Here is a 25,763-nt window from a genome sequence, read left to right as displayed (position 1 = left end):
CGAAGGATGGGTCAGGCGACAGTGATTCGGAGACTGTAGGGGCCGCTCACTGAACCGTGCGTGTGGGCCGCACCACAATCTCGTTCACATCGACGTCGTCCGGCTGTTCGATGGCGTAGCGCACTGCCCGGCCGATGGCGTCGGGTTGCAGGGCAATGGCGCGGTAGGTGGCCATGGCAGATTTGGCGGCGTCGTCGGTGATGGTCGAGGCCAGTTCGCTTTCCACCACGCCAGGGTGGATGCAGGTGACGCGGATGTCCGGGCTTTCCTGGCGCAAGCCGTCGGAGATGGCGCGCACGGCGTATTTGGTCGCGCAGTACACCGCCGCCGTCGGCACGACGCTCAACGCACCCACCGAAGCGATGTTGATCACATGCCCTGAGCCACGCTGGGTGAATTCGGGCAAGACCGCCGCGATACCGTGCAGCACCCCCTTGATATTGACGTCGACCATGCGGTCCCATTCTTCGGTTTTCATTGAGGCCATGAGCGACAGCGGCATGATCCCGGCGTTGTTGATGATCACGTCCACCCTGCCCCAACGCACCCGTGCGGCTTGGGCGAACGCAACGACGTCGGCAGGATCGGTCACGTCGAGGCGCCGGCACTCGGCCTTCCCGCCGGCAGCATTGATCTGGTCCACCAGGGTTTGCAGACGGTCCGTACGGCGCGCGCCCAGCATCAGGGTCGCACCGGCGGCGCCCAGCTCCCGGGCGATGCCTTCGCCAATGCCGCTGGAAGCGCCGGTGATGAGGATGATTTTGTCGAGGCTCATGTTCAGGTTCTCGTGTGAGTGACGTTGACGGACACACTAACCGTGAAGCATTGTCGCGATAACTCCCTCTCCACTGACCGAACAGGTTAGCGCTGCTTACCAATGGACATTGATCTCAATCTGCTGAAAGTCTTCGCGGCCGTCGCGCAGTGGCACAACTTCAGGGCGGCCGCCGATCATTTGGGGGTGAGCCGCTCAGCGGTGAGCCAAAGTATTCGCAGGTTGGAGGACAGCCTCGGGGTGTCCCTGGTCCAGCGCTCGACCCGCAATGTGCGCCTGACCGAAGCGGGCGAAGCCTTGCACCGACAGACCGCGGGTGCGTTGTCAGCTATGGCCATCGCCCTCGACAGCGCCGCGCTGCAAGGACCGCCTCGCGGGTTGTTGAGGGTGGCGGTGACGTCGATTGCCGAACGCTTTCTCGACGGCCCGCTGATCGCCAGCTTCGTCGAAGCCTTCCCTAACGTGACGCTGGACGTGACAGTAACCGATGAGGAGTTCGACATCGTCGAGCGCGGGTTCGACGCGGGCGTGCGCTTGGGCGAAGTGATCGAGCAGGACATGATCGCCATCCCGGTGACTGGCGAGCAACGCGAAGTCGCCGTCGCCACCCCGGCGTATCTGGCGCAGCACGGGCGACCGCAACACCCCCGCGACCTCACCGCCCACCGCTGCATCGGCTGGCGTCCCGCCCCGGACGTCGCGCCCTGGCGCTGGGAATTCACCGAAAACGGCTGCGCCTTCGACGTCGCCGTCGCCCCCCGAATCACCACCAACGACATGCTGCTGATGGTGCGCACAGCGCTGGCGGGCGGCGGAATCACCTTCGGCATCGAAGACACCTTCCGCCCGTACCTCCAACGCGGGGAGTTGGTGACCGTGCTGGACGAATACCTTACGCCGTTTCCGGGGTTCTACCTGTACTACCCGAATCGGCACAACCTGGCGCCGAAGTTGAGGGCGTTGATTGACCATGTGCGAGGGTATAGGAAGGGATAGAACATGCAGTGCGCGCGGGGAGCCTGATCCACCGGGTTGCCCGGTTTTACTGCCGCTTCGCAGCAGATCGCGAGCAGGCAACGCTCCCACGCCCTTCGGGCAGAATCAAAAGCCTCGACCGCACCACGATCCCGCTTCTGCCACAGGCGTAGGAGCAAGCTTGCTCGCGATCGGCCCGGGGTCGCGCTCGACCACAGCAGTGGCAAACCCGGTGGACGCGGTATGCCTGACACAACCAAGGTCTCTGATTTTACTGCCGCTTCGCGCCAGATCGCGAGCAAGCTACGCTCCCACGGCCTGCCGCCAGAATCGAAACCCTCGAGCGCACCACGATCCCGCTTCTGCCGAAGGCGTAGGAGCAAGCTTGCTCGCGATCGGCCCGGGGTCGCGCTCGACCACAGCAGTCGCAAACCCGGTGGACGCGGTATGCCTGACACAACCAAGGTCTCTGATTTCACTGTCGCTTCGCGCCAAGCGCTAGTCAAAAAACTCCATCCCTTCATACGGACTGACCCGACAAGCGGCCAGCCGGGACGCCAAATCGCCTACATGGGCTTCGAGCTGATGGCCATCGGGATCAAGAAAATACAACGAGTCCCCTTCACTTTTATCCTGTTTCCAAAGTGAGACGTTCCGGTCCCCAAGCAACTGTCCGAATGCAGCAAAATGCTCCGGCGCCACGGTGAATGCATAGTGCGTGTAGTTCAGTTGCACACCTTCCGGGCACACATCATCCAGCGACAGGCACAGCCAGAGATCTCCCAGCGTGAGATACGCGCCACGCGCCCAACGCGCGGAAAGTTTGAAGCCCAAGGTTTTCTGGTAAAACTCAACACTTCGCGGCAGAGACGCCACCGCAAGGGTCAGGTGATTGAAACCGGTCAACATGAGAACGAGCCCTTTGGAGGTTCAATGAGTGCCGATGCAACGCCGCTGGACGAAACAGGATCGCCGCCGCAGGACGGCTGGTTTTCTGCCGAGCATCGGGCGCGGATCGATGAGTTGATCGTGAAGTTGAAGACCAGCGACACCCGCGAGAGCGTTTCGCGGTATCACGGGATGGCGGAAGGGTATCTGCTGGGGCTGCTGGATGGCTATCACGTCGGCGTCGAACACCATGATGCGGTGCGCCAGTACCTACACAGCCTCGCGATTGCACGGTTGAAGGTGGTCAAGCCGAAGGGGCGCACGTGACCACTGTCCCGGGGTCGGTTCAGTCTCCGCGATTGCAGCACAGCCGCATTTCTGCTGGGATGCCCCATCGCCATTCAAAATGAGCCCCTCATGACCTCTTATCAGGACCTTTTCAGCATCGGCGAAGCGTTCGACACCTTCGTCGGTCGCGGCCTGCCCGCAGAAATCGCCAGCGTTCGCCGCATCCAGCAACAGCTCGCGGAAACCAACGCCCTCAGTTCCGCCACCCTTGAGCGACTGCGCGCTGTCCGTGGCCGTGTTCATCTGCTGGCGGCGGGCGAAATGTGGTGCCCGGATTGCCAGATCAACCTCACCGTCCTGGATCACCTTCATCGCGTGCAGCCGAACATTGAGCTGGCGGTGATCACCAAAAGCCGGGCGGAACAGGCGCTCAAGGCACCGCTGGCGCTGGAGCGGATTTCGATCCCGTTCGTGCTGGTGCTGGATGAGGCGTTCCACGTGCTGGGGCGTTTCGTCGAAAGCCCGCAGGCCGTGGCGGACGGCGGCGATGCCGTGAAGGCGGATTATCGGGCGGGGAGATTTCTGGAAAATACCGTGCTGGATGTGCTCGCGATGCTCGAAGCGCCAAAGCCTTGATGTGCTGATTCATCTCACGGGTTTGCCTGTGTGTGGACGTGTCGAGACCGGCAAAAATCCCGTGGGAGACGCCGGAGGGACGACGGTAGCGACGGCGGTGGGGTCCGTTGCCGATCAATCGTCTGCTCCACCGCTTCGCGGCCGTCGTTCCTCCGGCTGCTCCCACAAGGTTCAGTGCCGTGCTCGCGTTCTTTGCTCAAACACAATCGTGTCCGGGTTGCCGATGGCCGCGAGTCACGGCTGCCGCGCCGGAGTGCCACAGTGGGTTTGTGTCGTCAGCTCAATCCCTGGACGCCGCATGTCTTCCTGTGGCGTACGGTGTTTAGCGGACGACGCCAATCTCTGTGCCGGACTCCTTGTAATTTCCGCTCCTTCAGCTCAACTCTCTAAGGTGCATATCCTTATATTCAGGAGCGTTGGACATGGCCATTGCAAGCTCTTTGGCCCCGTTGTTCCGCCAATCGGTGGGATTCGATCGTTTCAATGATGTCTTCGAGTCAGCCCTCCACAGCGAAGCAGCCTCGGGCTACCCCCCTCACAATGTCGAGCGCTACGGCGACGATCATTATCGGATCGTCATCGCCGCTGCCGGGCTGTGCGCCGACGACCTGGACCTTCAACTGGAAAAAAGCGTGCTCACGATTTGCGGCGGCGAGCGCCACGCCGATGCGGGCGCGACTTATCTGCATCAAGGCATCGCCCACGGCCCGTTTCGCATGGTGTTTCATCTGGCCGACCACATTGAAGTGCAAGGCGCAACGTTCGAGCACGGGCTGTTGATCGTTTTTCTGCTGCACCGCATGCCGGAGCCGCTCAAGGCCCGACACATCAGGATCGACAGCTCGGGCGATGGTCCCGGGGAGTACCGAATCAATCGGGGTTGAAGGTGGAGCAATCGGCCGTCTCACCCGCGACGGCCCCTGACCGCCCCTCTTCGACAAACGCTGCCCGCTTCGCCGCCACGGTGTCCCGCAGCGCCTCGTAGTAGTCAGGCTCTTGCCGCAATTTGTCCGTCACCGGTAACAGGCGCGCTCGGTCATCGACAATCCCGCCCACCGTGTTGATCGTGCTCAGGGTGTCGACGGTGTCGCTATTGTCGCCGAACGGATCGACCGCGAAGCTCAATACCTTGCCGGTGGCGTCCCGCAGGTTGGCGGTGCCGAGTAGCGGCAGTTCGACGATAGGTCCGTCGGCGATGCTCCAGACGCCGAAGGTCTGGCCGAAATCGGCCTTATGCCGCTCGATGCCCAGCTTGCCCGACACGTCGAACAGCCCGACCACGCCAACGGTGGTGTTGATGACGAAGCGCCCCAGGGTGTTAACCGAGCGTCGGCCGTTGCCTTGCAGCAAGTCGTTGATGAAGACCTTCGGCTCGCCGAAGTTGGCGACGAAGTTGTGCACGCCGCTCTGGAAGAACCCCGGCAAATGCCGATAGCCACGGGCCACCGGGGCCAGGGCGTAATCGTCAACCGTGCGGTTGAAGGCGAAGATGCCCCGGTTCACCGACTGAGCGGGGTCATGAATCTGGTAGGCCACCGGCTCACACGAAAAGGGCGCCGGGGAAGGCGGCGTCGCGCAACCGCTGGCGAGCACGGCCAGCACACCAACAGCGGCGAATCGAACACAGGGCACAGCAGGTTTGAGGATAGGCATGCGGAGCATCTCGACAGGAAGTGCCGACGATGCTGCCAAGGCTTTTTTGCCCGAAGATTGCCGGTTTCTTGCAAACCGGTCGCTTTGTTGCCGGATTGAAATATATGACGCGGCGCGCTGAATGATTTTAGATAGGCGTCTGTTTTCCAGCCCGACAGCGTGCCCGACCGTGAGCCATCTCATCCTGGTGGACGACGACCTCGAAGTCCTCGCCCTCCTGCAGAAATTCCTTCAGCAACACGGCTACAGCGTCGAGGTCGCCATCGATGGGCCTTCGCTGTGGCAGGCCGTCGAGCGGCGCGCCCCGGACCTGATCATCCTCGACGTAATGCTGCCGGGGGACAGCGGCCTCGTCTTGTGCCAACGCGTGCGCGCCGAACACAATGTCGCGGTGATCATGCTGACGGCGCTGGGCGAGCCAAGTGATCGCATTGTCGGTCTGGAACTGGGCGCCGACGATTACCTGACCAAACCCTTCGACGCCCGCGAACTGCTGGCCCGGGTGCGCGCCGTGCTCAGACGGACTGGAGAACACCAACACCCGACCCGCGAGGCGCCACGACCGATTTTGATGTTTGCCGACTGGCAACTGGACGTCACGCGCCGGGAATTGCGCTCGCCGGATAACGTGATGATTCCGCTGTCCGCCGGGGAGTTCGAGCTGTTGCTGGTGTTCGCCGAGCATCCTCGTCGCGTCCTCACCCGCCAGCAATTGCTGGACATGGCGCGGGGCGAAACCCATGACGCCTTTGATCGCAGCATCGATGTGCAGGTCAGCCGTCTGCGCCGCAAACTGGAGTCGGAAGTGACTGCGATGCCGATGATCCGCACCATTCGCAACGTGGGGTATCTGTTCACCCCTGCCGTGGTCAGTCGATGAACGTGGTACGGGCGGTGCGCGCCACACTGGGCCTGCCTCGCGACACCGTGGCACGCTGGATCGCCTTGACCACGGTTGCCGCGATGCTCACGTCTCTGGCGTTGAACGGCGTGGTCAGCCTGCTCGGCGGGGTGTGGGCCCGGCCACCGCTCACCGAAACCGGCCTGATGGAGAAGGCCGCTGCCGTGACCCGAATCATCGATTCCGTGCCCCCGGCGCAACGGCCAGGGATCGCCAGTGCAGCCAGCGACAAGGCGTTCACCAGCCAGTGGTTGCCGCGTCACGAAGACGCCCGTATGCCACCGGTTGGCGACCCGGACTTCCGCTCCGGTGGCCCGCTGCTGCGCCGGTTGCTGGACAGGCCCACGGCGATAATCGAGGCCTATGAACCCACCGACTGGGTCCCGCAATTGGCCGAGAGTCGCTACAGCCTGTTGATCGAACTGAGCGACAAGAGCTGGGTGCTGTTTTCGGTGCCAACCCGCAGTTGGGGGCTGTCGGAGCTGCCGCGCAATCTGATCATTCTCGTGCTGATTCTGTCCTCGACCCTGCTGGTGGCGCTGGTTGCCACGCGCCATCTGGCGACGCCGCTGGAGCGCTTTGCCAAGGGGGCGCGGCGTTTCGGCGTGGACTTCAAGGCGCCGCCGATTGCCGTCGAAGGGCCTCGGGAAATCCGCGAAGCGATTCTGGCGTTCAATGGGATGCAGGCGCAGATCCAGCACTTTTTGCAGGACCGCACGCAGATGCTCGCGGCCATTTCCCATGACCTGCGCGCCCCGCTGACCCGCATGCGTTTGCGCGGCGAATTCATCGAAGACCCGGAGCAGCAATCGCGGCTGTTCCGGGACGTGGACGAGATGCAGGCAATGGTCAATTCGGCGCTGGAGTTCTTTCGCGATGATGCGCGACTGGAACAGGCTACCGCATTCGACCTGGCCGAGCTGCTGCACACCCTCGTCGATGATTTCAAGGACGCGGGCATCGACGTGGCGCTCGACGCCCCGCCACGTTACGTGTTCGTAGGACGACCCATCGGGATCAAGCGCGCCTTGGTCAACCTGCTGGACAACGCCTTCAAATACGGCACGGAACCGGGGATCAGCTTGCGTGCGCTGACCGGCAGCGTCGAAATCCACGTCACCGACCGCGGCCCCGGCATCGCGGCGGAGTTTCAGGAAAAGGTCTTCGCCCCGTTCTTCCGCATCGAAGTCTCGCGCAACAAACACACGGGTGGTGTGGGCTTGGGGCTGCCTGCGGCACGGGCCATTGTGTTGGAGCACGGCGGCAGCCTGACGCTGGAGGCCCGGCAAGGGGGTGGGTTGGGCGTGAAGGTAGTGCTGCCAGTGTCGGTGTGAACCAGGGGATCGCCTTTGCTGCCGTCAAAACCTCCTGCTGCTCCCACACAGGTTGAATCGGTGTCAGACCGCAAGTATCGCGGCGACACGGGGTTTCTGTGATTGAGTCAGTGTCAGACCGCACATATGGCGGCGACGCTGCCCCCCTGTGGGAGCGAATTCATTCGCGAATCTTCGGTACAGGCGACACATCTCCACCGTTTGAAGTACCGTTTTCGCGAATGAATTCGCTCCCACAGGTTGAGTCGGCGTCAGACCGCAAGTGTCGCGGCGACGCGCGGTTGCTGTGATTGAGTCAGAGTCAGACCGCAGATATGGCGGCAACGCTGCCCCCTGTGGGAGCGAATTCATTCGCGAATCTTCGGTACAGGCGACACATCTCCACCGTCTGAAGCACCGCTTTCGCGAATGAATTCGCTCCCACAGGTTGAGTCGGCGTCAGCCCGCAAATGTGGCGGCGACGCGCGGTTGCTGTGATTGAGTCAGTGTCAGACAGCAGATACGGCGGCAACGCTGCCCCCCCTGTGGGAGCGAATTCATTCGCGAATCTTCGGCACAGGCGACACATCTCCACCGTCTGAAGTACCGCTTTCGCGAATGAATTCGCTCCCACAGGTTGAGTCGGCGTCAGCCCGCAAATGTGGCGGCGACGCGCGGTTGCTGTGATTGAGTCAGAGTCAGACCGCAGATATGGCCGCAACGCTGCCCCCTGTGGGAAGGGATTGCTGTGGTTATTGAATCAACAACCGCAGCGGCGCCAGTGGGCCGATGGTCATGAACTCGTACGACGCGATCCCCTGCGCGGTCAGCGGCAGGGCTTCGATGGCAGCTTTCGCCTCTTCGACGGATTCGACGTTCATCAGGAACACGACGCCCGGTTTGTCCTGCCGGAACCAGAACTGCTCGATCTTGCCGTCCAGATAAAGCTGAAGCGTGGCCGGGACTTCGCTGGGCATGATCTGCTGGCGCATTTCCGGGGTGAGTGGGCGGGTGATCGTTGCAACTGCCAAGACTTTCATGGGTGATCTCCAGATCGGTTTCGGTGTGTTTCGGAGGTCCCAATATGGCGGCGTCGGCGACAAACGAGTATGGTCCTGAATGCCATTTTCAGGATCATTTACGCCATGCGCATGACCATCGTCGCGCTGGAAGGCCTGTTCGACACCGGCTTGTCAGTGCTGCTCGACGCCTTCCGCCTTGCCAACAAATTCGCGGCCGCCCAGCCAGCAGGCGGCAGCCCATTTTTCGACGTCACCCTCGTGGGTGTGCGGAGGAAGGTGCAGACCGCCCAAGGACTGATCGTGCCCGTCAAACCGATCACGCCTGACCTCAAGCCCGACTGGGTGATTCTCCCGGCGCTGGCCACCGGGTCGCCCGAACAGTTGATTCCGGCCCTCGAACGCCCCGACGTGAAAAAGGCCAAGGTTCACCTGAAACAGTGGCACGCCGAAGGCGCGCAGATCGCCGCGTCGTGCATCGGCACGTTTCTGGTGGCGGAAACCGGGCTGCTGGATCAGCGCGAAGCGACCACCACCTGGTGGCTCGCGCCGTTGTTCCGGCAGCGCTACCCGAATGTTCACCTCGACGAATCGCGCATGCTGGTGCAGACCGACATCGGCGTGACCGCCGGGGCCGCCCTGGGGCATCTGGATCTGGCGCTGTGGCTGATTCGCCAGGCCAGTCCGGAACTGGCGGCGATGGTCTCGCGCTACCTGCTGGCGGACATCCGCTCGTTGCAGGCGCCGTACATCATCCCCAACCATCTGGCCCAGGCCGACCCGCTGATCCTGCGGTTCGAACGCTGGTCCCGCGAGCACCTCAAAGAAGGCTTCTCGCTGCCCGCCGCTGCCAAAGCCCTGGCCACCAGTCGCCGGACGCTGCAACGGCGATGCGAAGACGTGTTGGGCAAATCCCCCCTCTCCTATTTTCAGGACTTGCGTGTCGAACGAGCGCAAACGCTGCTTCACGGCAGCGATCTCGACCTTGAAGCCATCGCCACCGAAGTGGGCTACGCCGACGGTTCGACCCTGCGCACGCTGCTGCGCCAACGCTTGGGCCGTGGGGTGCGCGACCTGCGGGCCGATCTGCGCTGACCCATCGATTGATGGAACTCCCTCGGCAAACCCTGGCCCTATAGGAGTAGGCCTCCGCCCTTGAGCGGCGAGAGGCAGGCGCCGGCTCGACGCCGTGCCATGGAATTCAATCGCTGACAGGTGACGCCGTGAATACATTCGTTCCGCTGGAAAAACTAGAAAAAATGGGCCGAGAAGAGCTGAAGGATTTCTACGAAATCTGGCTCACCACGTCCGAAACCTGGCCCCAGGACCCTGCCATCTCGCAACGCGAATGCCTCTGGCGCGCCGACCGCGAGCTGACCCAGGACGTGGAAATCGACGAGGCGTTCTTCCAGAACTTGCCGCGCCTGTGGCTGGTGGTCGATGACCTGAATGACACCTCTGCCATCCGTAAAATCGAAGACGAACTGGGCAGCCATTTCAACGAACTCGCCGTGAAGGGCGAATTTCGGCCGGTCGACAAGCCGAAAGTGTCCTGCGAAGACAAAAACACCGACTTGCGAAGCTGACATCAAATCCCGTGGCAGTCGATCTCCGGCTGCCACTGCCATACCCTTCCAACCTGCGCTAATTGCCCTCCCGTTGTGTTACCGGCATCATCGGCGGTCTCGACACAAGGATCGTGCCCATGTCCACCCCTTCTCTCCCCGACAGCGTTCACATTCGCGACCTGCGAGGCACTGACGCTGAAGCGCTGCTCGCGTTCGAAACCGAGAACCGCGCCTGGTTCGAATCCCACATCGACCCCCGCCCCGCGTCGTTTTACTCACCGCAAGGTGTGAACGAACACATTGAGCGTTGCCTGTCCGAGCTCGCCTTGGGTACATGGCATCCGTGCGTCATCGAAGATGCCAGCGGGCACATCGTGGGCAGGGCCAATTTGAAGCAAATCGATGCGCAGTCCGGGACCGCGGAAGTGGGCTATCGAATCGCGCAAACGGCAGCCGGAAAGGGCTTGGCCACCCACGCGCTCAGGCACCTGATTCAACAGGCGCACAGCCGCTGGGGGCTGACCGGGTTGGTGGCGTATGTGTTTGAGGAAAATCGAGGGTCGCAGAAGGTACTGGCGCGGTGTGGTTTCGGCCGTGACCGCCTCGCCCTTCACGGGGAGCCCGGAAGGGAAAGGCGGTTCACACTGTCACTTTGAGTCCAGCATTCAGCGTCAGTGGCTGATCGCGTCTTCCATGCCGATGCCGCTGTCACGGCGCAACACCAAGGCACGCCATTTCTCATCGGCGTCCACGCGTCTACGGTAGAGAAGAGTGCCCAGTATCAAAAAGATCGCGCCGAGCGGAATCGAAATCACCCCAGGGTTTTTCAAACCGATCAACGGCTGCTCCAACCCCACCAGACTGGTGGTTTCAGCGCCTGTCGCGTCGTATTTATCTTTGTTGGTCTGGAGGTTCGCCTGGGCTTTGGCGAGTGCGGCGGTCAAGGCCTTGACGGACTCATCGTTCAGGCCTGGCGCATCAAGACGGGTTTCCAGCGTTTGAATGTCCGCCGCGATACGGGTCATCGTTACGGTGGTCTCTGCGCGAATCGCCATCGGGTATTGCATGTTGGGCGAGACAAGCACTACCACGATCGCGGCCAGTGTCCCGCCGATGACGCCGCAGACCACACCGAAGACATTGCAACGTTTCCAGTACAAGGTGCCGATCAATGCCGGGAGATTGGCCGAAGCAGCAATGGCGTAGGCAAGCCCTACCAACTGGGCGACGTTTTGCCCCTTGGCCATCAGACTTGCAGAAATGGCCACGGCGCCCACCAGAATGGCGGCCAGTTTCCCGGCCAGCATTTGCTGGCGGTCCGACGCCACGCCCTTCTTGATGGCGCCCACATACACGTCGTGGGCCAGCGACGACGCCGCGGCAAGGGTCAACCCCGCCACCACCGCCACGATCGTGGCGAACGCAACGGCAGCCACCAGACCCAGCAGCACATTGCCGGATACTGTGTCTGCCCCTCCGCCCAACAGCTGGGCCAATAAAGGAGCAGCCAGGTTGCCACCTTTATCACTCGCGATAATCGTCGAACTGCCCACGTAATAAGCCGCCGCGAAACCCAGAAAAATGATCAGCAAGTGGCAAGCGCCGATGGCGAGCATGGCCCACAACACTGACTTACGCGCCGTTTGTGCATCCTTCACTGTAAAGAAACGCATGAGAATATGAGGCAAGGCGGCCGTGCCCAAGGTCAGTCCCAGGCCTAACGACACTTGCTCCAGCGGGTTCTTCAAATACAGGCCCGGCTCGAAAAAGGTTTTCGTCACCAACGTCGGGTCCTCACCGGACGCCAATGCACGGCCATGGGAAAGATAGTCATACAGTGCGGCTTGATGGATGAGCGACGAAAAGAACGCCGAAATATCAAGATGAAAGGGAATGAGTGCGAGCACGGTCAAACCTGCACACGCCGTCAGTAACAAGCCTGCCTTAATGATTTGCACCCAGGTGGTGGCCGTCATGCCGCCAAACGTCACGTAGGTGAGCATTAATACGCCGACCACCGCGACCGACACTTCGTACTTGATGCCCAACAGCGCATAGAGCAGAACGGCGCCGCCGACGATTTGCGGAATCATATAAGCGATGACGATGACGACACTCGATGTCGCTGCGAGAATCTTGGACGTACGAAAGTCATAGCGATACGCGAGCACATCACCAAACGTGTAGCGACCGAGGTTTCGGCAGGGCTCGGCCACGAATAACAGCACAGGCATCAGCGCGACGAAAAAACCGATGAGGTAAAGAATGCCGTCGTAACCATACAGCGCGATCAGGCCCGACACCCCCAGAAACGCGGCGGCAGACAGGTAATCCCCGGCGATCGCGAAGCCATTCTTGACCCCGGATATGCCGCCCCCCGCGGTATAAAAGTCACGCGTGCTCTTGCCCTTTTTCGAAGCCAATCCGGTGATGACCAACGTCATCAGAATAATCGCCACAAACGCCGCCAAGGCATAAGGTTTGTGGGCTTGCGGCACCAGATCTGCCGCTTGGGATGAGGCGGTCGCGAACATCGCTGTACACCCCGCGACGCAGCGCTTAACAGTGTTCATGGACTTTTCTCCAGGCGTCGGAAAACGTTGTTATTTGAATATCAATGGCTTTCATCCGATACGCATAGATCAGGGCAAGGCCCGCAACGAAGAAGTACTGCGACACCGCAAACGCAGTCCCCACATTGACCCCACCCATCAACGGCAATACATAAATGTCGCGAAACCACCCCGCCCCGACAATGAACGCGAAATAGTAGGTGAAAAAAACGGCACTCAGCGTGACCAGCATTCGGTTTTTTGCGGCCATGCAGCGTTCGAAAGATTCAATCGCCAACGCTTTTTCATCCGTGTGCAGCGGCGGGACGGGAAGTTGTTTGAGCGCATTCATGATTGCCAATCCTCCAGGAGCCGGGAATAAATATCGACGCATTCATGAACGCGTCTGACGCTGCACCATTCATCCGTCTGATGGGCGCAAGAAGGCTCTCCGGGACCGATGACGATCGCCGGCACTTCGCCAAACAATTCCCGGAGTACCGGACCATCCGTGAAGAACGCCACCGTCCGCACGGCTGACTGCTCACCGGTGACAAACGCGACGGATTCTGTGACCTGCCGGATCCACGGGTTGGCGAGATCGTTCGAAAGGGCGGGTACATCCACTGTCGCTGACAACTTCACGTTGCCGCCGATATGGTCGCCCACCCTGCCGCACAGCTCCTTGTGGGAAAGCCCGCACACGGTGCGGATGTCGATCGTGAACGCTGACGTGTCCGGCACTGAGTTAACGTTCATGCCTCCCGTGATCGTGCCGATGTTTAAGGTGGGACTGCCCAGCAACGGATCGACCGGGGTGCAGAAATCAAATTGCCGCAGCTTCTGGATGGCATCGACCGCATGGTAGATGGCGTTATCACCAAGCTCGGGCATGGCACCGTGCGCGGTCTTCCCCGTGGCCTGTCCCGTCAGCCAGAGCGCGCCTTTGTGCCCGACGACACATTGATTCGCGGTCGGCTCTCCGATGAGCAACGCGCCCACGTCCAGACCGGACAGATCAAGCTCGGCCAGGCGCTTGGCCCCTTCACACCCCGTTTCCTCACCCGCGGTCAGTACAACCAGAACGGGAGGCAACGACCCGAACCGCGTCGCGAAGGTGTGCAACGCGCAAAGAAAAGCCGCGATGCCCCCCTTCATATCCGAAGCGCCGCGGCCATAGAGACGATCACCGATCACCTCCCCGCCCAACGGCGCCTGAACCCACGGAGCCGCGCCTAACGGGACGGTGTCGAGATGACCTGTGAAACATAACCTCGACCCGTCCGCCGAAGGGTTCCATGCCAAAAGGTTGGCCCGTCCCGGGGCGATCGACTGGACCAGCGTGGTCAACCCCAGCGTTTTAAGTGCCCGCTCCAACTCTTCGACGAGGGGGCCTTCATTGCCAGGGGGGTTGATGGTGTTGGTGCAGACCAGGTGTCGCGTCAGTGCTATAGGGTCACGCAGACTTAGGGGCACGATAGGATTCCTATGTTAGGAAGCAGGATGTCGCACCTAGACAAAGCGGTCTTGAAACGCCATGTACTGGTACGTTACTTATTTTGTACCAGATGAATCTATAATGACGATGCGTGACCGTCAACCGAAAACATAAGGGCGAGGGAGTTGATGAGCCCTCACATCTGGTACAAACGCCCCACGACCCGGCGTATGTCCCGGCATTTCGGCCCTATGCATGTGCAACATCCAGGCGAAGGTACAGGTTTGTCCCGGTTCGAGCTAAAGTATGTCTCCCTGTACCGGCGCCGGCCGGACGCGGCATGGCCCTCCCGCACCCACGGCCAGGTCGCAAAGACCGTTGAGGATGATTATGTTCACGTTGCAACCCCATGAAATTGCCGAAGGCAAGGCAGAATCCATACGCCGTGCCATTGAGCAGGCCATTCTCGACGACCGCCTCAAGCCGGGTGAAAGCCTTCCAACGGTGCGTAACCTCGCGGCGGACCTGGGTGTCAACAAGAACACAGTGGTGGTTGCCTACCGACAGCTACAGGCGACGGGGCTGGTGGTGTCCGATGGCAGACGGGGTTCGATCGTTGCCAACCCCTCGTCGTCGGCGCCTTCCGCCGATGTCGGCCTGCCCCAGATGATGTCGGTGCGTGACGGCAATCCGGACATCGCGTTTCTTCCCGATGACCACGACATTCGCGACGCATTTTCCCGCATGAGCCTCGACAACCATTTGTATGGCGAGCAGCGAAACAACGCAGGGTTCGTCAAATGGGCAAAAGAGGGCTTCCTGGCGGACGACGTGCCCGTGGACAGAAGCATTTTTGTCTCCGCAGGCGCTCTGGATCTGATCGAGCGCGCGCTTGAAGCGAGCGGGCTTATTGCAGGTGACAAAGTGGCCGTGGAGGACCCCGGCTACATGAGCCTGCTGGCGTTGACGCGCCTGATGGGCTTTGAGCTGGTGCCCCTTGCGTTCGATGAGCACGGGATCGTCCCCGCCAGCCTGCAAGCGGCAGTGGACGTGGGCGTGAAGGCGGTGCTGTTCAGCAGCCGTGCGCAAAATCCCACCGGTATTTCGACGTCGAAAGAGCGCGCACGGGCGCTGGCGGACATTGCCGCCCATGCCGATGACGTGCTGTTCATCGATGACGATCATTCCAGCCTGCTCCAATTGGCCGATTATCATCCATGGCACATCCGGGAGAACGGGCCCTGGCTGGTTGTCAGGTCGCTGTCCAAATTCCTGGGGCCTGATTACCGACTGGCGGTATCGACCGGAGACGCCCAGACCATCGAAAGCCTCGAAAACAGACAGGCCGTCGGCATGGGGTGGGTCAGCACCTTTTTGCAGCGTCTGGCGCTTGAGCTGCTCATCAGCCCTGCCATCCGCCGAAAAATAGCCGCCGGTGGCGCAACGTATATCGAGCGCCATACGGCCTTGGTGACGATGCTGAAAAAGAAAGGGTTCAACGTCGCAGGCGGCGCCGGGCTCAATCTGTGGTTGCCCATCCCCGACGAGCGTGCAGTGGCCGAACGCCTGTTCGATGCGGGCTGGCTGGTGCGCACGGGGCGTGATTTCTGCGTCACACCCCAGTCCGGCATTCGGATCACATCATCGAGAATGACACCGCAACAAAGCAGCGTGTTCGTGGAGGCGCTCGTCGCCGCCCGTCACGCCGTGACCACCACACTGTCGGCCTGAGTCTGGCGCCGACAGGACCAGACCGGGACGATCAATGCCGGCCCATTGCGAGCCATCATCGATCGTCCCGTGTCACGCTGGAAAAGCGGATTGATCCGGCAGAATCAAGCGCGGGCCAACGTTTGGCTGGCGTGATAAGCACGTGCGGTTTCAAGGCGCTGGGCCGTGATGTTGGCCGCGCGTTCCGTTACCGTGCGCAAGATCGAGGCAGGCGCGCTTTTCGGTGAACCGGCCTGGAAAGGCGGTTCCGGATCGTAGGCCATGTAGAGTTGCAACTCTTGGGCGACTGTCTCCCCGCGCAGCAGTGAAACCAGTACCAGCGACCCATCGATCCCGGACGTCACGCCGCCAGCGCTGACGAACTTGCCGTCGATCACGACCCGCTCATCGCTGGGGATGGCACCGAAAAAGGGCAGCGTTTCCATGGCTGTCCAGTGGGTCGTCGCGCGCTTGCCCTTGAGCAAGCCAGCCCCGCCACAGAGCAACGCTCCGGTGCACACCGAGAACACGTACTTCGCGTTTGCGGCTTGCTGGCGGATGAAAGAAAGCACGACCTCATCGTGCATCAGGGCTTGCTGGCCATAGCCGCCCGGCACCAGCAGCACGTCGAGCTGTGGCGCCTCGTCCAGGGTCGTATCGGCCAGCAACAGCATCCCGGCCAGATCGCGGACCGGCTCTTTGTCCTTCCAGATGGTGAAGAACGTCGAGTTCGGGGTACGTGCCAACGCTTCGAAGGGGCCGGTGAAATCGCATTGATCCATGCCGGGAAAGATCAGGGCGCCGATCTTCAAATGGGTCTCGAGTGGAATAGTCATGTTCGCTCCAACAGTATCAAGGTTTGTGGTACAACATTTGTTATGTACCAGTACAAATATAGGCTATTGTCTGCCCTGTCAACGAATTTTGACGCCGGGGTGAGTACCCACGGGTGGCCTGTCCAGCGTTCCATCGCTGGGCAGAGCCTCCGGGTGAGTTACGCAAACGGACCATCGACCGCCCTGTTCACGCGACCAGACACACGTTTCTCAGGGCATTTATGCGCATTCACGTGACCTTCATCGACCGCGTTGGCATCACTCAGGAAGTCCTCGCCCTGCTGGGTGGGCGCCGCTTCAATCTGGAGGCCGTGGAGATGGTTCCACCCCACGTCTACATTGATGCGCCGACGCTCGGCGCCGAGGTGCTGGAAGAGTTGCGCGGCGCATTTCTCGACGTGAAAGGCGTGCAATCGGTGACGGTGGTCGACATCCTTCCGGGCCAGCGCCGGCATCTGCAGCTCGATGCGTTGTTATCTGCCAGCTCCGACCCGGTATTGGCGGTGGATGAGCGAGGGCATGTCTTGCTGGCCAACCCTGCGCTGATTGCCCTGTGCGGACGCGAACCGGCCGGCGAGTCACTCGCCGAGGTGTTTGATGACGACGTGCTGCACACGCTGGTCAGTCACGCCTTTCGCTTGCCGATGCGAGAAGTCAGCCTTGGAGGGCGAACCCTGCTGCTCGACGCCATGCCGATCAATGCGGCGGGCGCCCTGATCACCCTCTACCCGCCAAGCCGAATCGGCGAGCGGCTGTCGGCGCTGCGCCATGACCCTGCCGGTGGCTTCGACGCGATGTTGGGTGCTTCTCAAGCCATTCAAAGGCTCAAGGCGCGAGCGCATCGCGTGGGGGGGCTCGATGCACCCCTGCTGATTCAAGGCGAGACAGGCACCGGCAAAGAGTTGGTGGCCCGCGCCTGCCACGCGATCAGCAAACGGCGTGACGCGCCGTTCTTGCCGTTGAATTGCGCAGCTTTGCCGGAGAGCCTTGCCGAGAGTGAGCTGTTCGGGTACGCCGCTGGCGCCTTCACCGGCGCGCAACGGGGCGGCAAACTCGGGCTGCTGGAGCTGGCGGATCAAGGCACGGTGTTCCTGGACGAAGTCGGAGAAATGTCACCCTATCTGCAGGCCAAACTCCTGCGTTTTCTGAGCGATGGATGCTTCCGTCGCGTCGGCGGTGACCGGGAGATCAGGGTCAATGTGCGAATCCTCAGCGCGACCCACCGCAATCTGGAAAACATGGTCAGCGACGGTCAATTTCGTGAAGACCTGTTTTATCGCCTCAACGTGCTCAACCTGCACGTGCCGCCACTGCGCGAGCGTGGCCAGGACATCCTGTTGATGGCAGAGCACTTCATGCAGCAAGCCTGCGCGCAGATTCAGCGTCCGGTTTGCCGTCTGGCCCCCAGCACGTTTCCCGCCTTGCTCGACAACCGATGGCCGGGGAACGTCCGGCAATTGCAAAACGTGATATTTCGCGCTGCGGCCATTTGTGAACATCCCAGGGTGGACCTCGACGACCTGGACATCGCGCGCACGGCCGTGGATGGGCAGCAAACCCGCGAGATAGGCAGCCTGGAGGACGCGGTTGCCCGCTTCGAGAAAGACCTGCTGGAACAGCTTTACCCCAGCCACCCTTCCAGCCGACTGCTGGCGGCGCGGTTGCAGACCTCGCACACGTCGATCTCCATGCGACTTCGCAAATACGGCATCCCTGGCAAGTCCTGAGCCTTTTGCTCCAGTGCCGTGTTCGGCTGGGCAGATGACAGCGCCTATAAAAAAAGCACCCTCAGGTGCTTTTTCAATGACACGTTCTTCTGTTTATCGGGCTGCCGTCGCCCGCGCCGCGTGCAGCTTTTTATAGCTCTCGATCAGGCGCAGGTGTTTGTCCAGGCCTTCAAGCTTCATGCTCGTCGGCGTCAGTCCGTGGAAGCGCACGCTGCCGTTCACCGAACCAATCGCCGCGTCCATGCGCTCGTTGCCGAACATGCGGCGGAAGTTGACTTCGTAGTCGGCCAGTTCCAGGTCGTCGTCCAGTTCCATTTCCAGCACCACGTTGACCGCCTGATAGAACAGGCCGCGCTCGACGGTGTTGTCGTTGTATTGCAGGAAGGCTTCGACGAGGTCTTTGGCTTTTTCGTATTTCTGCAGAGCGAGGTAGATGAGCAGTCTCAATTCGAGAATGGTCAGTTGGCCCCAGTTGGTGTTGTCGTCGAACTCGATGCCGATCAGCGTGGTGATGTCGGTGTAGTCGTCCAGTTCGCTGTCTTCAAGACGCTGGGCGAGGCTTCTCAGGCCGACTTTGCTCAGGCTGTGCAGGTTGAGGATGTCGGCGCGGAAGGCCAGCGCCTTGTTGGTGTTGTCCCAGATCAGGTCTTCGACCGGATAGATCTCGGAATAGTCCGGCACCAGGATGCGGCACGCGGTGGCGCCGAGGTCGTCGTAGACCGCCATGTAGGCTTCCTTGCCCATGTCTTCGAGGATGCCGAACAGGGTCGCGGCCTCCTCGGCATTGGCGTGCTCGCCTTCCGCTGAAAAGTCCCACTCGACGAATTCGTAATCGGCTTTCGCGCTGAAGAATCGCCACGACACCACACCGCTGGAGTCGATGAAGTGTTCGACGAAGTTGTTCGGCTCGATCACCGCCTGGCCTTCGAAGGTCGGCTGTGGCAAGTCATTCAGGCCTTCGAAACTGCGGCCTTGCAGCAGTTCGGTGAGGCTGCGCTCCAGGGCGATTTCGAAGCTTGGGTGAGCGCCGAACGAAGCGAATACACCCCCGGTGCGCGGGTTCATCAGGGTCACGCACATGACCGGGAATTCGCCGCCAAGCGAGGCGTCTTTCACCAGCACCGGGAAACCCTGCTCTTCCAGCCCCTGAATGCCCGCGAGGATGCCGGGGTACTTGGCGATGACCTCCTGCGGCACGTCCGGCAGCGCGAGTTCACCTTCGAGGATTTCGCGCTTCACCGCCCGCTCGAAGATCTCCGACAGGCACTGCACCTGGGCTTCCGCCAGGGTGTTGCCCGCGCTCATGCCATTGCTGAGGTACAGGTTCTCAATCAGGTTGGATGGGAAGTACACGGTTTCGCCATCCGACTGGCGCACGAACGGCAGCGAGACGATGCCGCGCTGAGTGTTGCCGGAGTTGGTGTCGTACAGGTGCGAGCCGCGCAACTCGCCGTCGCGGTTGTAGATTTTCAGGCAGTAGTCGTCGAGCACTTCGCTCGGCAGCGCGTCGTCCGGGCCGGGCTTGAACCAGCGCTCGTTCGGGTAATGCACGAAGTCGGCAGTGGCGATGTCTTCGCCCCAGAACTGGTCGTTGTAGAAGAAGTTGCAGTTCAGACGCTCGATGAACTCCCCCAGCGCCGAGGCCAGTGCGCCCTCTTTCGTCGCGCCCTTGCCGTTGGTGAAGCACATTTGAGAGTGAGCGTCGCGGATGTGCAGCGACCAGACGTTGGGCACGATGTTGCGCCACGAGGCGATCTCGATCTTCATGCCCAGCGCCGCGAGGATGCCCGACATGTTGGCGATGGTCTCTTCCAGCGGCAGGTCCTTACCCGCGATGAAGGTGCTTTCGCCGGACAGGGACGCCGGCATCAGCAGCGCCTGGGCGTCGGCGTCGAGGTTTTCGACTTCCTCGATCACGAACTCGGGCCCGGCCTGCACCACTTTCTTCACGGTGCAGCGGTCGATGGAACGCAGGATGCCGAGGCGATCTTTTTCGGAAATGTCGGCGGGCAGCTCGACCTGGATCTTGAAGATCTGGTTGTAGCGGTTTTCCGGGTCAACGATGTTGTTCTGCGAGAGGCGGATGTTGTCCGTCGGGATGTTGCGCGTCTGGCAGTACAGCTTCACGAAATACGCCGCACACAGGGCCGACGACGCCAGGAAGTAATCGAACGGACCAGGGGCCGAGCCATCGCCCTTATAGCGAATGGGCTGGTCGGCGATCACCGTGAAGTCGTCGAACTTGGCCTCCAGGCGGAGGTTGTCGAGAAAGTTGACCTTGATTTCCATGGGGTTTACCAGAAGCGAAAAACGGAATGGCGGCCATTATCCGGGTTTTGCGCCGGAAGTCTCGTGCGGTCGGCTCAGAGGGTGAAGGTCGGACCGATCAGGGAATGTTGCGAGATGTGAAAAAATTGTAAAAAATCCGTTACCATTTGTGTATATTTCTCATTTGCGACTGATTGACAATTACTTCTCTGCTCAACCACCCAGGAAATCGATCTTGAAAGCCCGCCTCCCTGCCAGCCTGTTGTTCGCTGGCGCTTGCAGCGCCATGCCCCTCACCCACGCCGCTGATGAAATCACCCTGCCCTCCACGCAAATCCAGAGCAACGGCGTCGCCCAAGCCGACGAGCAAAGTCAGGGTTATCAGGGGAAGACGGCCACCAGTACCACGCGTCTGGGGCTATCGGACAAGGAAACGCCGCAAGCGGTGACCACCGTGACCCGCGACCAGATCGACGATTTCCGCATGAACAGCGTCAAGAGCGCGTTGCGTTCGGCGCCCTCCGTCACGGTCGAGCAGATCGAGACCGACCGCACCGAGTTCACCTCACGCGGCTTCAACATCAACACCTTCGAATACGACGGCATGGGCATGCCCTTCACCGGCGACCTGCTGGTGGGTGATCAGGACCTGGCCGAATACGAGCAGATTGACGTGTTGCACGGCGCCAACGGCCTGATGAGCGGCAGCGGTAACCCGTCCGCGACGGTCAACTTCGTGCGCAAGCGTCCGACGAAGGATGTGCAAGCGAAGATCAGCACCAGCGTCGGCGCGTGGGACAACCGCCGTCTGGACGTGGACGTGTCCGGTCCGCTGACCGACAGCGGCAACGTGCGCGGGCGTTTCATTTATGCCCACGACAAGGGCAACTCCTACCTCGACCGCTACAGCCACGAAATTAACGTCGCGGCTGGCCTGATGGACTTCGACCTGACCGACGCCGATACCCTGACCGTCGGTTTCTCTCAGCACAACAGCGATTCAAACGGCAGCAGCTGGGGCAACCTGCCGCTGTCGGATTCGGACGGCAACGCGATCCATTACGGCAGCCGCAGTTCCAACGTCGGTCAGCCGTGGACCTACTGGAACGTGCACACTCAGCGCACCTTCGCCGAGCTGAAACATGACTTCGGCAATGGCTGGAACAGCAAGCTGTCCGTGACCGGCATCCGCCAGTACCAGGACACCGACATGTTCTACATTGCCAGCGTCACGGGCGACGACGCGTCGGCTTATGCGACACACATCACCAGCAAGACCGATCAGGTGATCGGCGAGGCTCAGCTGTCCGGTCCTTTCACCCTATTTGGCCGCGACCATGACCTGACCGTCGGCGCCAACTACGGCCGCACGCATTTGAAGGCCAACGAGCATGACATTGACGCCAACGGCTATTACGACGTGCCGTTCTCCAGCGCGCTAGCCGGCACGCTTACCCGTCCGTCACTGGATTACACCTTCGACACCAACAACCAGAATTTCCGGGACACCCAGAAGAGCCTCTACGCCGGTACGCGTTTCAGCCTGATGGATGACCTGCACTGGATCGTCGGCGCGCGGATGCTCAGCGCCGATGGCAGCGGTCTGGATTACGGCGCTGACCATTACACCCGCGAGCACGGCAAGGTCACGCCGTATTCCGGTCTGGTGTACGACCTCAACGATCAGTGGAGCGTGTACGGCAGCTGGACCAAGATTTACGCGCCGCAATACAAGGTCAGTTCGGACGGCAGCATGCTCGACCCGCTGGAAGGCACCAGCAAGGAAATCGGCATCAAGGGCAGTCTGGACAGCGGCCTCAACCTGACGGCCGCGCTATTCAAGACCAAGCAGGAAAACGTTGCGGGTAACGGGCAGTATCAGGGCAGCCGCTTCGTCTACGACCCCATGGATTACAAGAGCCACGGCGTCGAGCTGCAAGCGTCGGGCGAAGCGATGCCGGGCCTGGAAGTGTTGGGCGGCTACACCTACGTGCGCATCGACGACGATAACGACGACCGCGCCCGCAAATTCGTGCCGACTCATAGCTTCCGGGGCATGGCGACGTATCGCCTGCCGGGCCTGCCGAAAGCCAAGGTGGGCACGCGGGTCAGTTGGCAGAGCGCCGTGCAAAGCGACACCAACAGCGACGTGCGCCAGAACGCCTACGCCCTGGTGGACCTGATGAGCAGTTACGACATTGACGAGCACTGGAGCACGTCGGTCAACCTCAACAACGTCACTGACCGCAAATACCTGATGTCGCTGTACGACAGCGCCACCAGCGCCAACTACGGCGCCCCGCGCAACGTGACCGCGTCGGTGACCTGGACATATTGAGCCGCGTGTTGCTGTAGCACTCCGACTGGCCGGCGGCGCGGTCTCACAGTCGCCACCGCCGGTACGCCGTGCGGCTGCAGCCAACCTTTGGTCTCACAATCTGGCACGTCGCAAGGGTGACAATCCATTCCCCCTGTGGGAGCGAATTCATTCGCGAGAGGCCGGTACATCCGACACGTGTTTGTCGGTAGTACGATTGCATCGCGAATGAATTCGCTCCTACAGGGTTCGCGCTTGTCCGGCCGGAGTGCATTCAGGCGGATAGCGCTTGCGCCTGCTACAGCATGGGTCAGTCGCCCAGCGCTTCGATAAAATCCGTCGACGGCACGAAGAACAGCGCACCGCTCACGGCCTTGCTGAAGTCCAGCAGCCGGTCGTAATTCCCTGCCGGGCGGCCGACGAACATGTTTTCCAGCATCTGCTCCAGCGGTTCGGGCGAGCGCGCGTAGCCGATGAAATAGGTGCCGAACTCGCCCGATCCCGGGCGCCCGAACGGCATGTTGTGGCGCAGGACTTTCACTTCTTTGCCGTCTTTCTCGATGACGGTCAACGCGCTGTGGGAGTTGGTCGGCTTCACGTCATCGCCCAGTTCGATGTCCGACAGTTTCTTGCGACCGATGACCAATTCCTGTTGCTCGACGGTCAACCGGTTCCAGGCCGTCATGTCGTGCAGGTATTTCTGCACGATCACGTAACTGCCGCCCGCGAACGTTGGGTCTTCATCACCGACGATGGTCGCTTCTGCCGCGCGCTTGCCTTCCGGGTTTTCCGTGCCGTCGACGAAGCCGATGATGCTGCGCATGTCAAAGTTGCGGAAACCGTGGACTTCTTCGACGACGGTCACTGCATCGCCCAAGGGTTCCAGCAGCTGAGTGGCAAGCTCGAAACACAGGTCCATGCGATCGGCGCGGATGTGCATCAGAATGTCGCCCGGCGTGGCCACGGCGCGACGTTCCGGTGGGCCGAACTCTCGGAAGTTGTGCAGTGCCGCCGGACGGTGGGTACCGAACAGCGAATCCCAGGCGTTGAAGCTGAAACCGCAGATGCACGACAGGTTGCCGTCGGGCACCCGTTTGCCAACCGCGCGGACCAGACCAGCAATGTCGGCGCACCAGGCTCGGGCGGTTTCAATGGCGTCATCGCCCGGCGCCAGAGTCGCCACCATGAAGATCGCGCTGCTGGTGATGGGCGTGTCGATGCCCTGGGGGAATGGGGTGTCTTTGATCATGGATCCGGTAATTCCTTGGGATACGCTTTGATGCTGACGGAACGTATTGCAGGTGTATGTAACATTTGCGGCCTGCGCGGCCTGCTTCTGCCGAAGGCGTGGGAGTGCCGGGGTGGCGCTCCCACGCCCTCCGGGCAGAAACCATACGCCTCGCCCGAAAAACAGGGCAAGGCGTCGCTCTCCCATCCCTCAGCGAATATCCGCCGCCGAATGCCGCTCCGGCACTTGTTTGTCTTCATCGCCCCAGGTGCGGTTCACCCGCAGGCCGCGCACGACGGCCGGGCGGTTGGCGATGGTTTCGGCCCAGCGCTGGATGTGGGTATAGCTCTCGGCGTCGAGGAATTCGGCAGAGTTGTACACGGTGCCGCGCACCAGTTGGCCGTACCACGACCACACCGCGATGTCTGCGATGCTGTAGTCCTTGCCGCCCAGGTACGGGCTTTCAGCGAGACGACGGTCGAGCACGTCGAGCTGACGTTTGGCTTCCATGGTGAAACGGTTGATGGCGTATTCGATCTTTTCCGGGGCGTAGACGTAGAAATGCCCGAACCCACCGCCCAGATAAGGCGCTGCGCCCATCTGCCAGAACAGCCAGTTCAGGGTTTCGGTACGGCCCGCCGCATCGGTGGGCAGCAACGCACCAAACTTCTCCGCTAGGTAGAGCAGGATCGACCCGGACTCGAACACACGCACCGGTGGCTCGACGCTGCGGTCCAGCAAGGCCGGGATCTTGGAATTCGGGTTGATATCGACGAATCCGCTGGAGAACTGGTCGCCCTCACCAATGCGGATCAGCCACGCGTCGTATTCGGCATCGGTCTTGCCCAGCGCCAACAGCTCTTCGAGCATGATGGTGACTTTCACGCCGTTGGGGGTCGCCAGCGAATACAGTTGCAGCGCGTGCTTGCCGACTGGCAGGACTTTCTCGTGGGTCGGACCGGCCACCGGGCGGTTGATCTTGGAGAACTGACCACCGGATTCTGCATCGTTTTTCCAGACCTTGGGCGGTACGTATGCTGCGTTCGACATGAAACTAACCTCTTGAAGTGAGTCACTGCGAAGGGTCCATGAGGCACCGCCAAACAGGCTGCGGGCCATGACCAGACCGGGCGTGATGGAGAGCGGTTCAGGGTATGCGCTTACGTTGGGGCGGCTCAAGAACATTTCAATCGCGACGTCTTGGCTTTAACCTGACACCCCTTCCTAGCCCCTCTCCGACAGGAACGCCATGCTCGCCCCCTTTTCCGGTGCCAAAATCGCCGTGCTGTGTGAAGGCCAGTTGCTGATCTACCTGCGCGACGACATCCCCACGATTCCATGGCCCGGCCTGTGGGACCTGCCGGGCGGCGGCCGGGAACAGGACGAAACCCCGCTGCAATGCGCTTTGCGTGAAACCCATGAAGAATTCGGCCTCACCCTCGATCCGGCGTGGATCGTCTGGCAACGGCTGTACGCAGGCCAGGGTATGCACGGCCTTGACACCTGGTTTTTCGTGGCTGAAGTGCCGCCGGGCACATTCGATCAAGTGGTCTTCGGCGATGAAGGCCAGCGCTGGATAATCAGCTCAGTCGAAGCCTTTCTGGCCCTGCCGGACGCCATTCCCCGCCTGCAACAGCGTTTACGCGAGTACCTGAACGACGGCCGATAACA

24 protein-coding genes are annotated in these 25,763 nt (G+C 61.2%); 13 read left to right on the top strand and 11 right to left on the bottom strand.

The window, feature by feature from the left end:
• Positions 1 to 46: 46 nt before the first annotated feature.
• Positions 47 to 775, bottom strand: a complete 729-nt coding sequence (locus tag ACIQAL_RS04295) for an SDR family oxidoreductase (RefSeq protein WP_401142819.1) — start codon at positions 773 to 775, stop codon at positions 47 to 49.
• A 102-nt stretch (positions 776 to 877) separates the two neighbouring features.
• Between ACIQAL_RS04295 and ACIQAL_RS04290 the strand changes: the two genes are divergently transcribed.
• A complete protein-coding gene (locus ACIQAL_RS04290; protein WP_401142816.1) occupies positions 878 to 1,771 on the top strand; it encodes a LysR family transcriptional regulator in 894 nt (297 codons plus the stop codon).
• A gap of 477 nt (positions 1,772 to 2,248) precedes the next feature.
• Here ACIQAL_RS04290 and ACIQAL_RS04285 read toward each other — a convergent pair whose 3' ends face one another.
• Entirely contained in the window at positions 2,249 to 2,659 is a 411-nt protein-coding gene (locus tag ACIQAL_RS04285; RefSeq protein WP_401142814.1) for a VOC family protein, read from the bottom strand.
• Positions 2,660 to 2,683: 24 nt separating this feature from the next.
• On the opposite strand from ACIQAL_RS04285, the gene ACIQAL_RS04280 reads away from it, so the two are divergent.
• The 3 genes from ACIQAL_RS04280 (at position 2,684) to ACIQAL_RS04270 (ending at position 4,446) form a co-directional block, all read left to right on the top strand.
• The gene (locus ACIQAL_RS04280) at positions 2,684 to 2,965 is read left to right on the top strand and encodes a hypothetical protein (RefSeq protein WP_401142811.1); all 282 of its coding nucleotides are present in this window, start codon (positions 2,684 to 2,686) and stop codon (positions 2,963 to 2,965) included.
• A gap of 90 nt (positions 2,966 to 3,055) precedes the next feature.
• Complete coding sequence (locus ACIQAL_RS04275) at positions 3,056 to 3,562, top strand: thioredoxin family protein (protein WP_401142809.1); 507 nt, start codon at positions 3,056 to 3,058, stop codon at positions 3,560 to 3,562.
• 422 nt (positions 3,563 to 3,984) lie between these two features.
• Positions 3,985 to 4,446, top strand: coding sequence for an Hsp20 family protein (locus ACIQAL_RS04270; protein WP_166598439.1), 462 nt, complete (start codon positions 3,985 to 3,987; stop codon positions 4,444 to 4,446).
• On the opposite strand, the gene ACIQAL_RS04265 is transcribed toward ACIQAL_RS04270, so the two are convergent.
• Positions 4,433 to 5,215, bottom strand: coding sequence for a VacJ family lipoprotein (locus tag ACIQAL_RS04265; protein ID WP_401142807.1), 783 nt, complete (start codon positions 5,213 to 5,215; stop codon positions 4,433 to 4,435). The genes ACIQAL_RS04270 and ACIQAL_RS04265 overlap by 14 nt on opposite strands.
• A gap of 169 nt (positions 5,216 to 5,384) precedes the next feature.
• On the opposite strand from ACIQAL_RS04265, the gene ACIQAL_RS04260 reads away from it, so the two are divergent.
• Entirely contained in the window at positions 5,385 to 6,095 is a 711-nt protein-coding gene (locus ACIQAL_RS04260) for a response regulator (RefSeq protein ID WP_401142805.1), read from the top strand.
• Positions 6,092 to 7,450, top strand: a complete 1,359-nt coding sequence (locus tag ACIQAL_RS04255; RefSeq protein ID WP_401142804.1) for a sensor histidine kinase — start codon at positions 6,092 to 6,094, stop codon at positions 7,448 to 7,450. Before ACIQAL_RS04260 ends, ACIQAL_RS04255 begins: the two co-directional genes overlap by 4 nt.
• A gap of 731 nt (positions 7,451 to 8,181) precedes the next feature.
• On the opposite strand, the gene ACIQAL_RS04250 is transcribed toward ACIQAL_RS04255, so the two are convergent.
• The gene (locus ACIQAL_RS04250; RefSeq protein WP_401142801.1) at positions 8,182 to 8,469 is read right to left on the bottom strand and encodes a hypothetical protein; all 288 of its coding nucleotides are present in this window, start codon (positions 8,467 to 8,469) and stop codon (positions 8,182 to 8,184) included.
• A 105-nt stretch (positions 8,470 to 8,574) separates the two neighbouring features.
• On the opposite strand from ACIQAL_RS04250, the gene ACIQAL_RS04245 reads away from it, so the two are divergent.
• From ACIQAL_RS04245 to ACIQAL_RS04235, 3 genes are all read left to right on the top strand, one after another.
• Positions 8,575 to 9,543, top strand: a complete 969-nt coding sequence (locus tag ACIQAL_RS04245) for a GlxA family transcriptional regulator (protein WP_401142799.1) — start codon at positions 8,575 to 8,577, stop codon at positions 9,541 to 9,543.
• 128 nt (positions 9,544 to 9,671) lie between these two features.
• Positions 9,672 to 10,034: a hypothetical protein gene (locus tag ACIQAL_RS04240; protein ID WP_166598445.1), complete on the top strand. Its 363-nt coding sequence runs from the start codon at positions 9,672 to 9,674 to the stop codon at positions 10,032 to 10,034.
• A gap of 119 nt (positions 10,035 to 10,153) precedes the next feature.
• A complete protein-coding gene (locus ACIQAL_RS04235) occupies positions 10,154 to 10,672 on the top strand; it encodes a GNAT family N-acetyltransferase (RefSeq protein ID WP_401142796.1) in 519 nt (172 codons plus the stop codon).
• 15 nt (positions 10,673 to 10,687) lie between these two features.
• On the opposite strand, the gene ACIQAL_RS04230 is transcribed toward ACIQAL_RS04235, so the two are convergent.
• The 3 genes from ACIQAL_RS04230 to ACIQAL_RS04220 are packed head-to-tail and all read right to left on the bottom strand — an operon-like array spanning position 10,688 to position 14,044.
• A complete protein-coding gene (locus ACIQAL_RS04230; protein ID WP_401142793.1) occupies positions 10,688 to 12,589 on the bottom strand; it encodes a cation acetate symporter in 1,902 nt (633 codons plus the stop codon).
• Complete coding sequence (locus ACIQAL_RS04225; RefSeq protein ID WP_341958577.1) at positions 12,576 to 12,920, bottom strand: DUF485 domain-containing protein; 345 nt, start codon at positions 12,918 to 12,920, stop codon at positions 12,576 to 12,578. Before ACIQAL_RS04225 ends, ACIQAL_RS04230 begins: the two co-directional genes overlap by 14 nt.
• On the bottom strand, positions 12,917 to 14,044 hold the full coding sequence (locus ACIQAL_RS04220) for a M20 family metallopeptidase (protein WP_401142790.1): 1,128 nt from the start codon (positions 14,042 to 14,044) through the stop codon (positions 12,917 to 12,919). Before ACIQAL_RS04220 ends, ACIQAL_RS04225 begins: the two co-directional genes overlap by 4 nt.
• A gap of 352 nt (positions 14,045 to 14,396) precedes the next feature.
• On the opposite strand from ACIQAL_RS04220, the gene ACIQAL_RS04215 reads away from it, so the two are divergent.
• Positions 14,397 to 15,737 (top strand): aminotransferase class I/II-fold pyridoxal phosphate-dependent enzyme, encoded by a 1,341-nt coding sequence (locus ACIQAL_RS04215; RefSeq protein WP_401142787.1) that lies wholly within the window; start codon positions 14,397 to 14,399, stop codon positions 15,735 to 15,737.
• Between the two features lie 104 nt (positions 15,738 to 15,841).
• On the opposite strand, the gene ACIQAL_RS04210 is transcribed toward ACIQAL_RS04215, so the two are convergent.
• Positions 15,842 to 16,552 (bottom strand): DJ-1/PfpI family protein, encoded by a 711-nt coding sequence (locus tag ACIQAL_RS04210; RefSeq protein WP_401142784.1) that lies wholly within the window; start codon positions 16,550 to 16,552, stop codon positions 15,842 to 15,844.
• A gap of 221 nt (positions 16,553 to 16,773) precedes the next feature.
• On the opposite strand from ACIQAL_RS04210, the gene ACIQAL_RS04205 reads away from it, so the two are divergent.
• Positions 16,774 to 18,279, top strand: a complete 1,506-nt coding sequence (locus ACIQAL_RS04205) for a sigma 54-interacting transcriptional regulator (RefSeq protein WP_401142782.1) — start codon at positions 16,774 to 16,776, stop codon at positions 18,277 to 18,279.
• A gap of 93 nt (positions 18,280 to 18,372) precedes the next feature.
• Here the strand turns inward: ACIQAL_RS04205 and ACIQAL_RS04200 are convergent, their stop codons facing one another.
• Positions 18,373 to 20,568 (bottom strand): OsmC domain/YcaO domain-containing protein, encoded by a 2,196-nt coding sequence (locus tag ACIQAL_RS04200; protein WP_401142779.1) that lies wholly within the window; start codon positions 20,566 to 20,568, stop codon positions 18,373 to 18,375.
• Between the two features lie 265 nt (positions 20,569 to 20,833).
• Here ACIQAL_RS04200 and ACIQAL_RS04195 point away from each other — a divergent pair, with 265 nt between their 5' ends.
• Positions 20,834 to 22,885, top strand: coding sequence for a TonB-dependent siderophore receptor (locus ACIQAL_RS04195; RefSeq protein WP_401143722.1), 2,052 nt, complete (start codon positions 20,834 to 20,836; stop codon positions 22,883 to 22,885).
• 289 nt (positions 22,886 to 23,174) lie between these two features.
• On the opposite strand, the gene ACIQAL_RS04190 is transcribed toward ACIQAL_RS04195, so the two are convergent.
• Together ACIQAL_RS04190 and yghU are read right to left on the bottom strand one after the other, a co-directional pair.
• Positions 23,175 to 24,113 carry a Dyp-type peroxidase gene (locus ACIQAL_RS04190; protein WP_401142776.1) on the bottom strand — a complete coding sequence of 313 codons (939 nt, stop codon included), beginning with the start codon at positions 24,111 to 24,113 and terminating at the stop codon, positions 23,175 to 23,177.
• A gap of 189 nt (positions 24,114 to 24,302) precedes the next feature.
• Positions 24,303 to 25,142, bottom strand: coding sequence for a glutathione-dependent disulfide-bond oxidoreductase (yghU, locus tag ACIQAL_RS04185; RefSeq protein ID WP_401142774.1), 840 nt, complete (start codon positions 25,140 to 25,142; stop codon positions 24,303 to 24,305).
• Between the two features lie 199 nt (positions 25,143 to 25,341).
• On the opposite strand from yghU, the gene ACIQAL_RS04180 reads away from it, so the two are divergent.
• Positions 25,342 to 25,761: an NUDIX hydrolase gene (locus ACIQAL_RS04180; protein WP_401142771.1), complete on the top strand. Its 420-nt coding sequence runs from the start codon at positions 25,342 to 25,344 to the stop codon at positions 25,759 to 25,761.
• The last annotated feature ends 2 nt before the right edge of the window (positions 25,762 to 25,763 follow it).

This window comes from Pseudomonas sp. NPDC088368 (genome assembly GCF_044753445.1).
In the GTDB taxonomy this organism is placed as follows: Bacteria; Pseudomonadota; Gammaproteobacteria; order Pseudomonadales; family Pseudomonadaceae; genus Aquipseudomonas; species Aquipseudomonas bambusae.
Note: the sequence above shows the minus strand (reverse complement) of the source record. Positions and strands in the feature narration are given on the sequence as shown.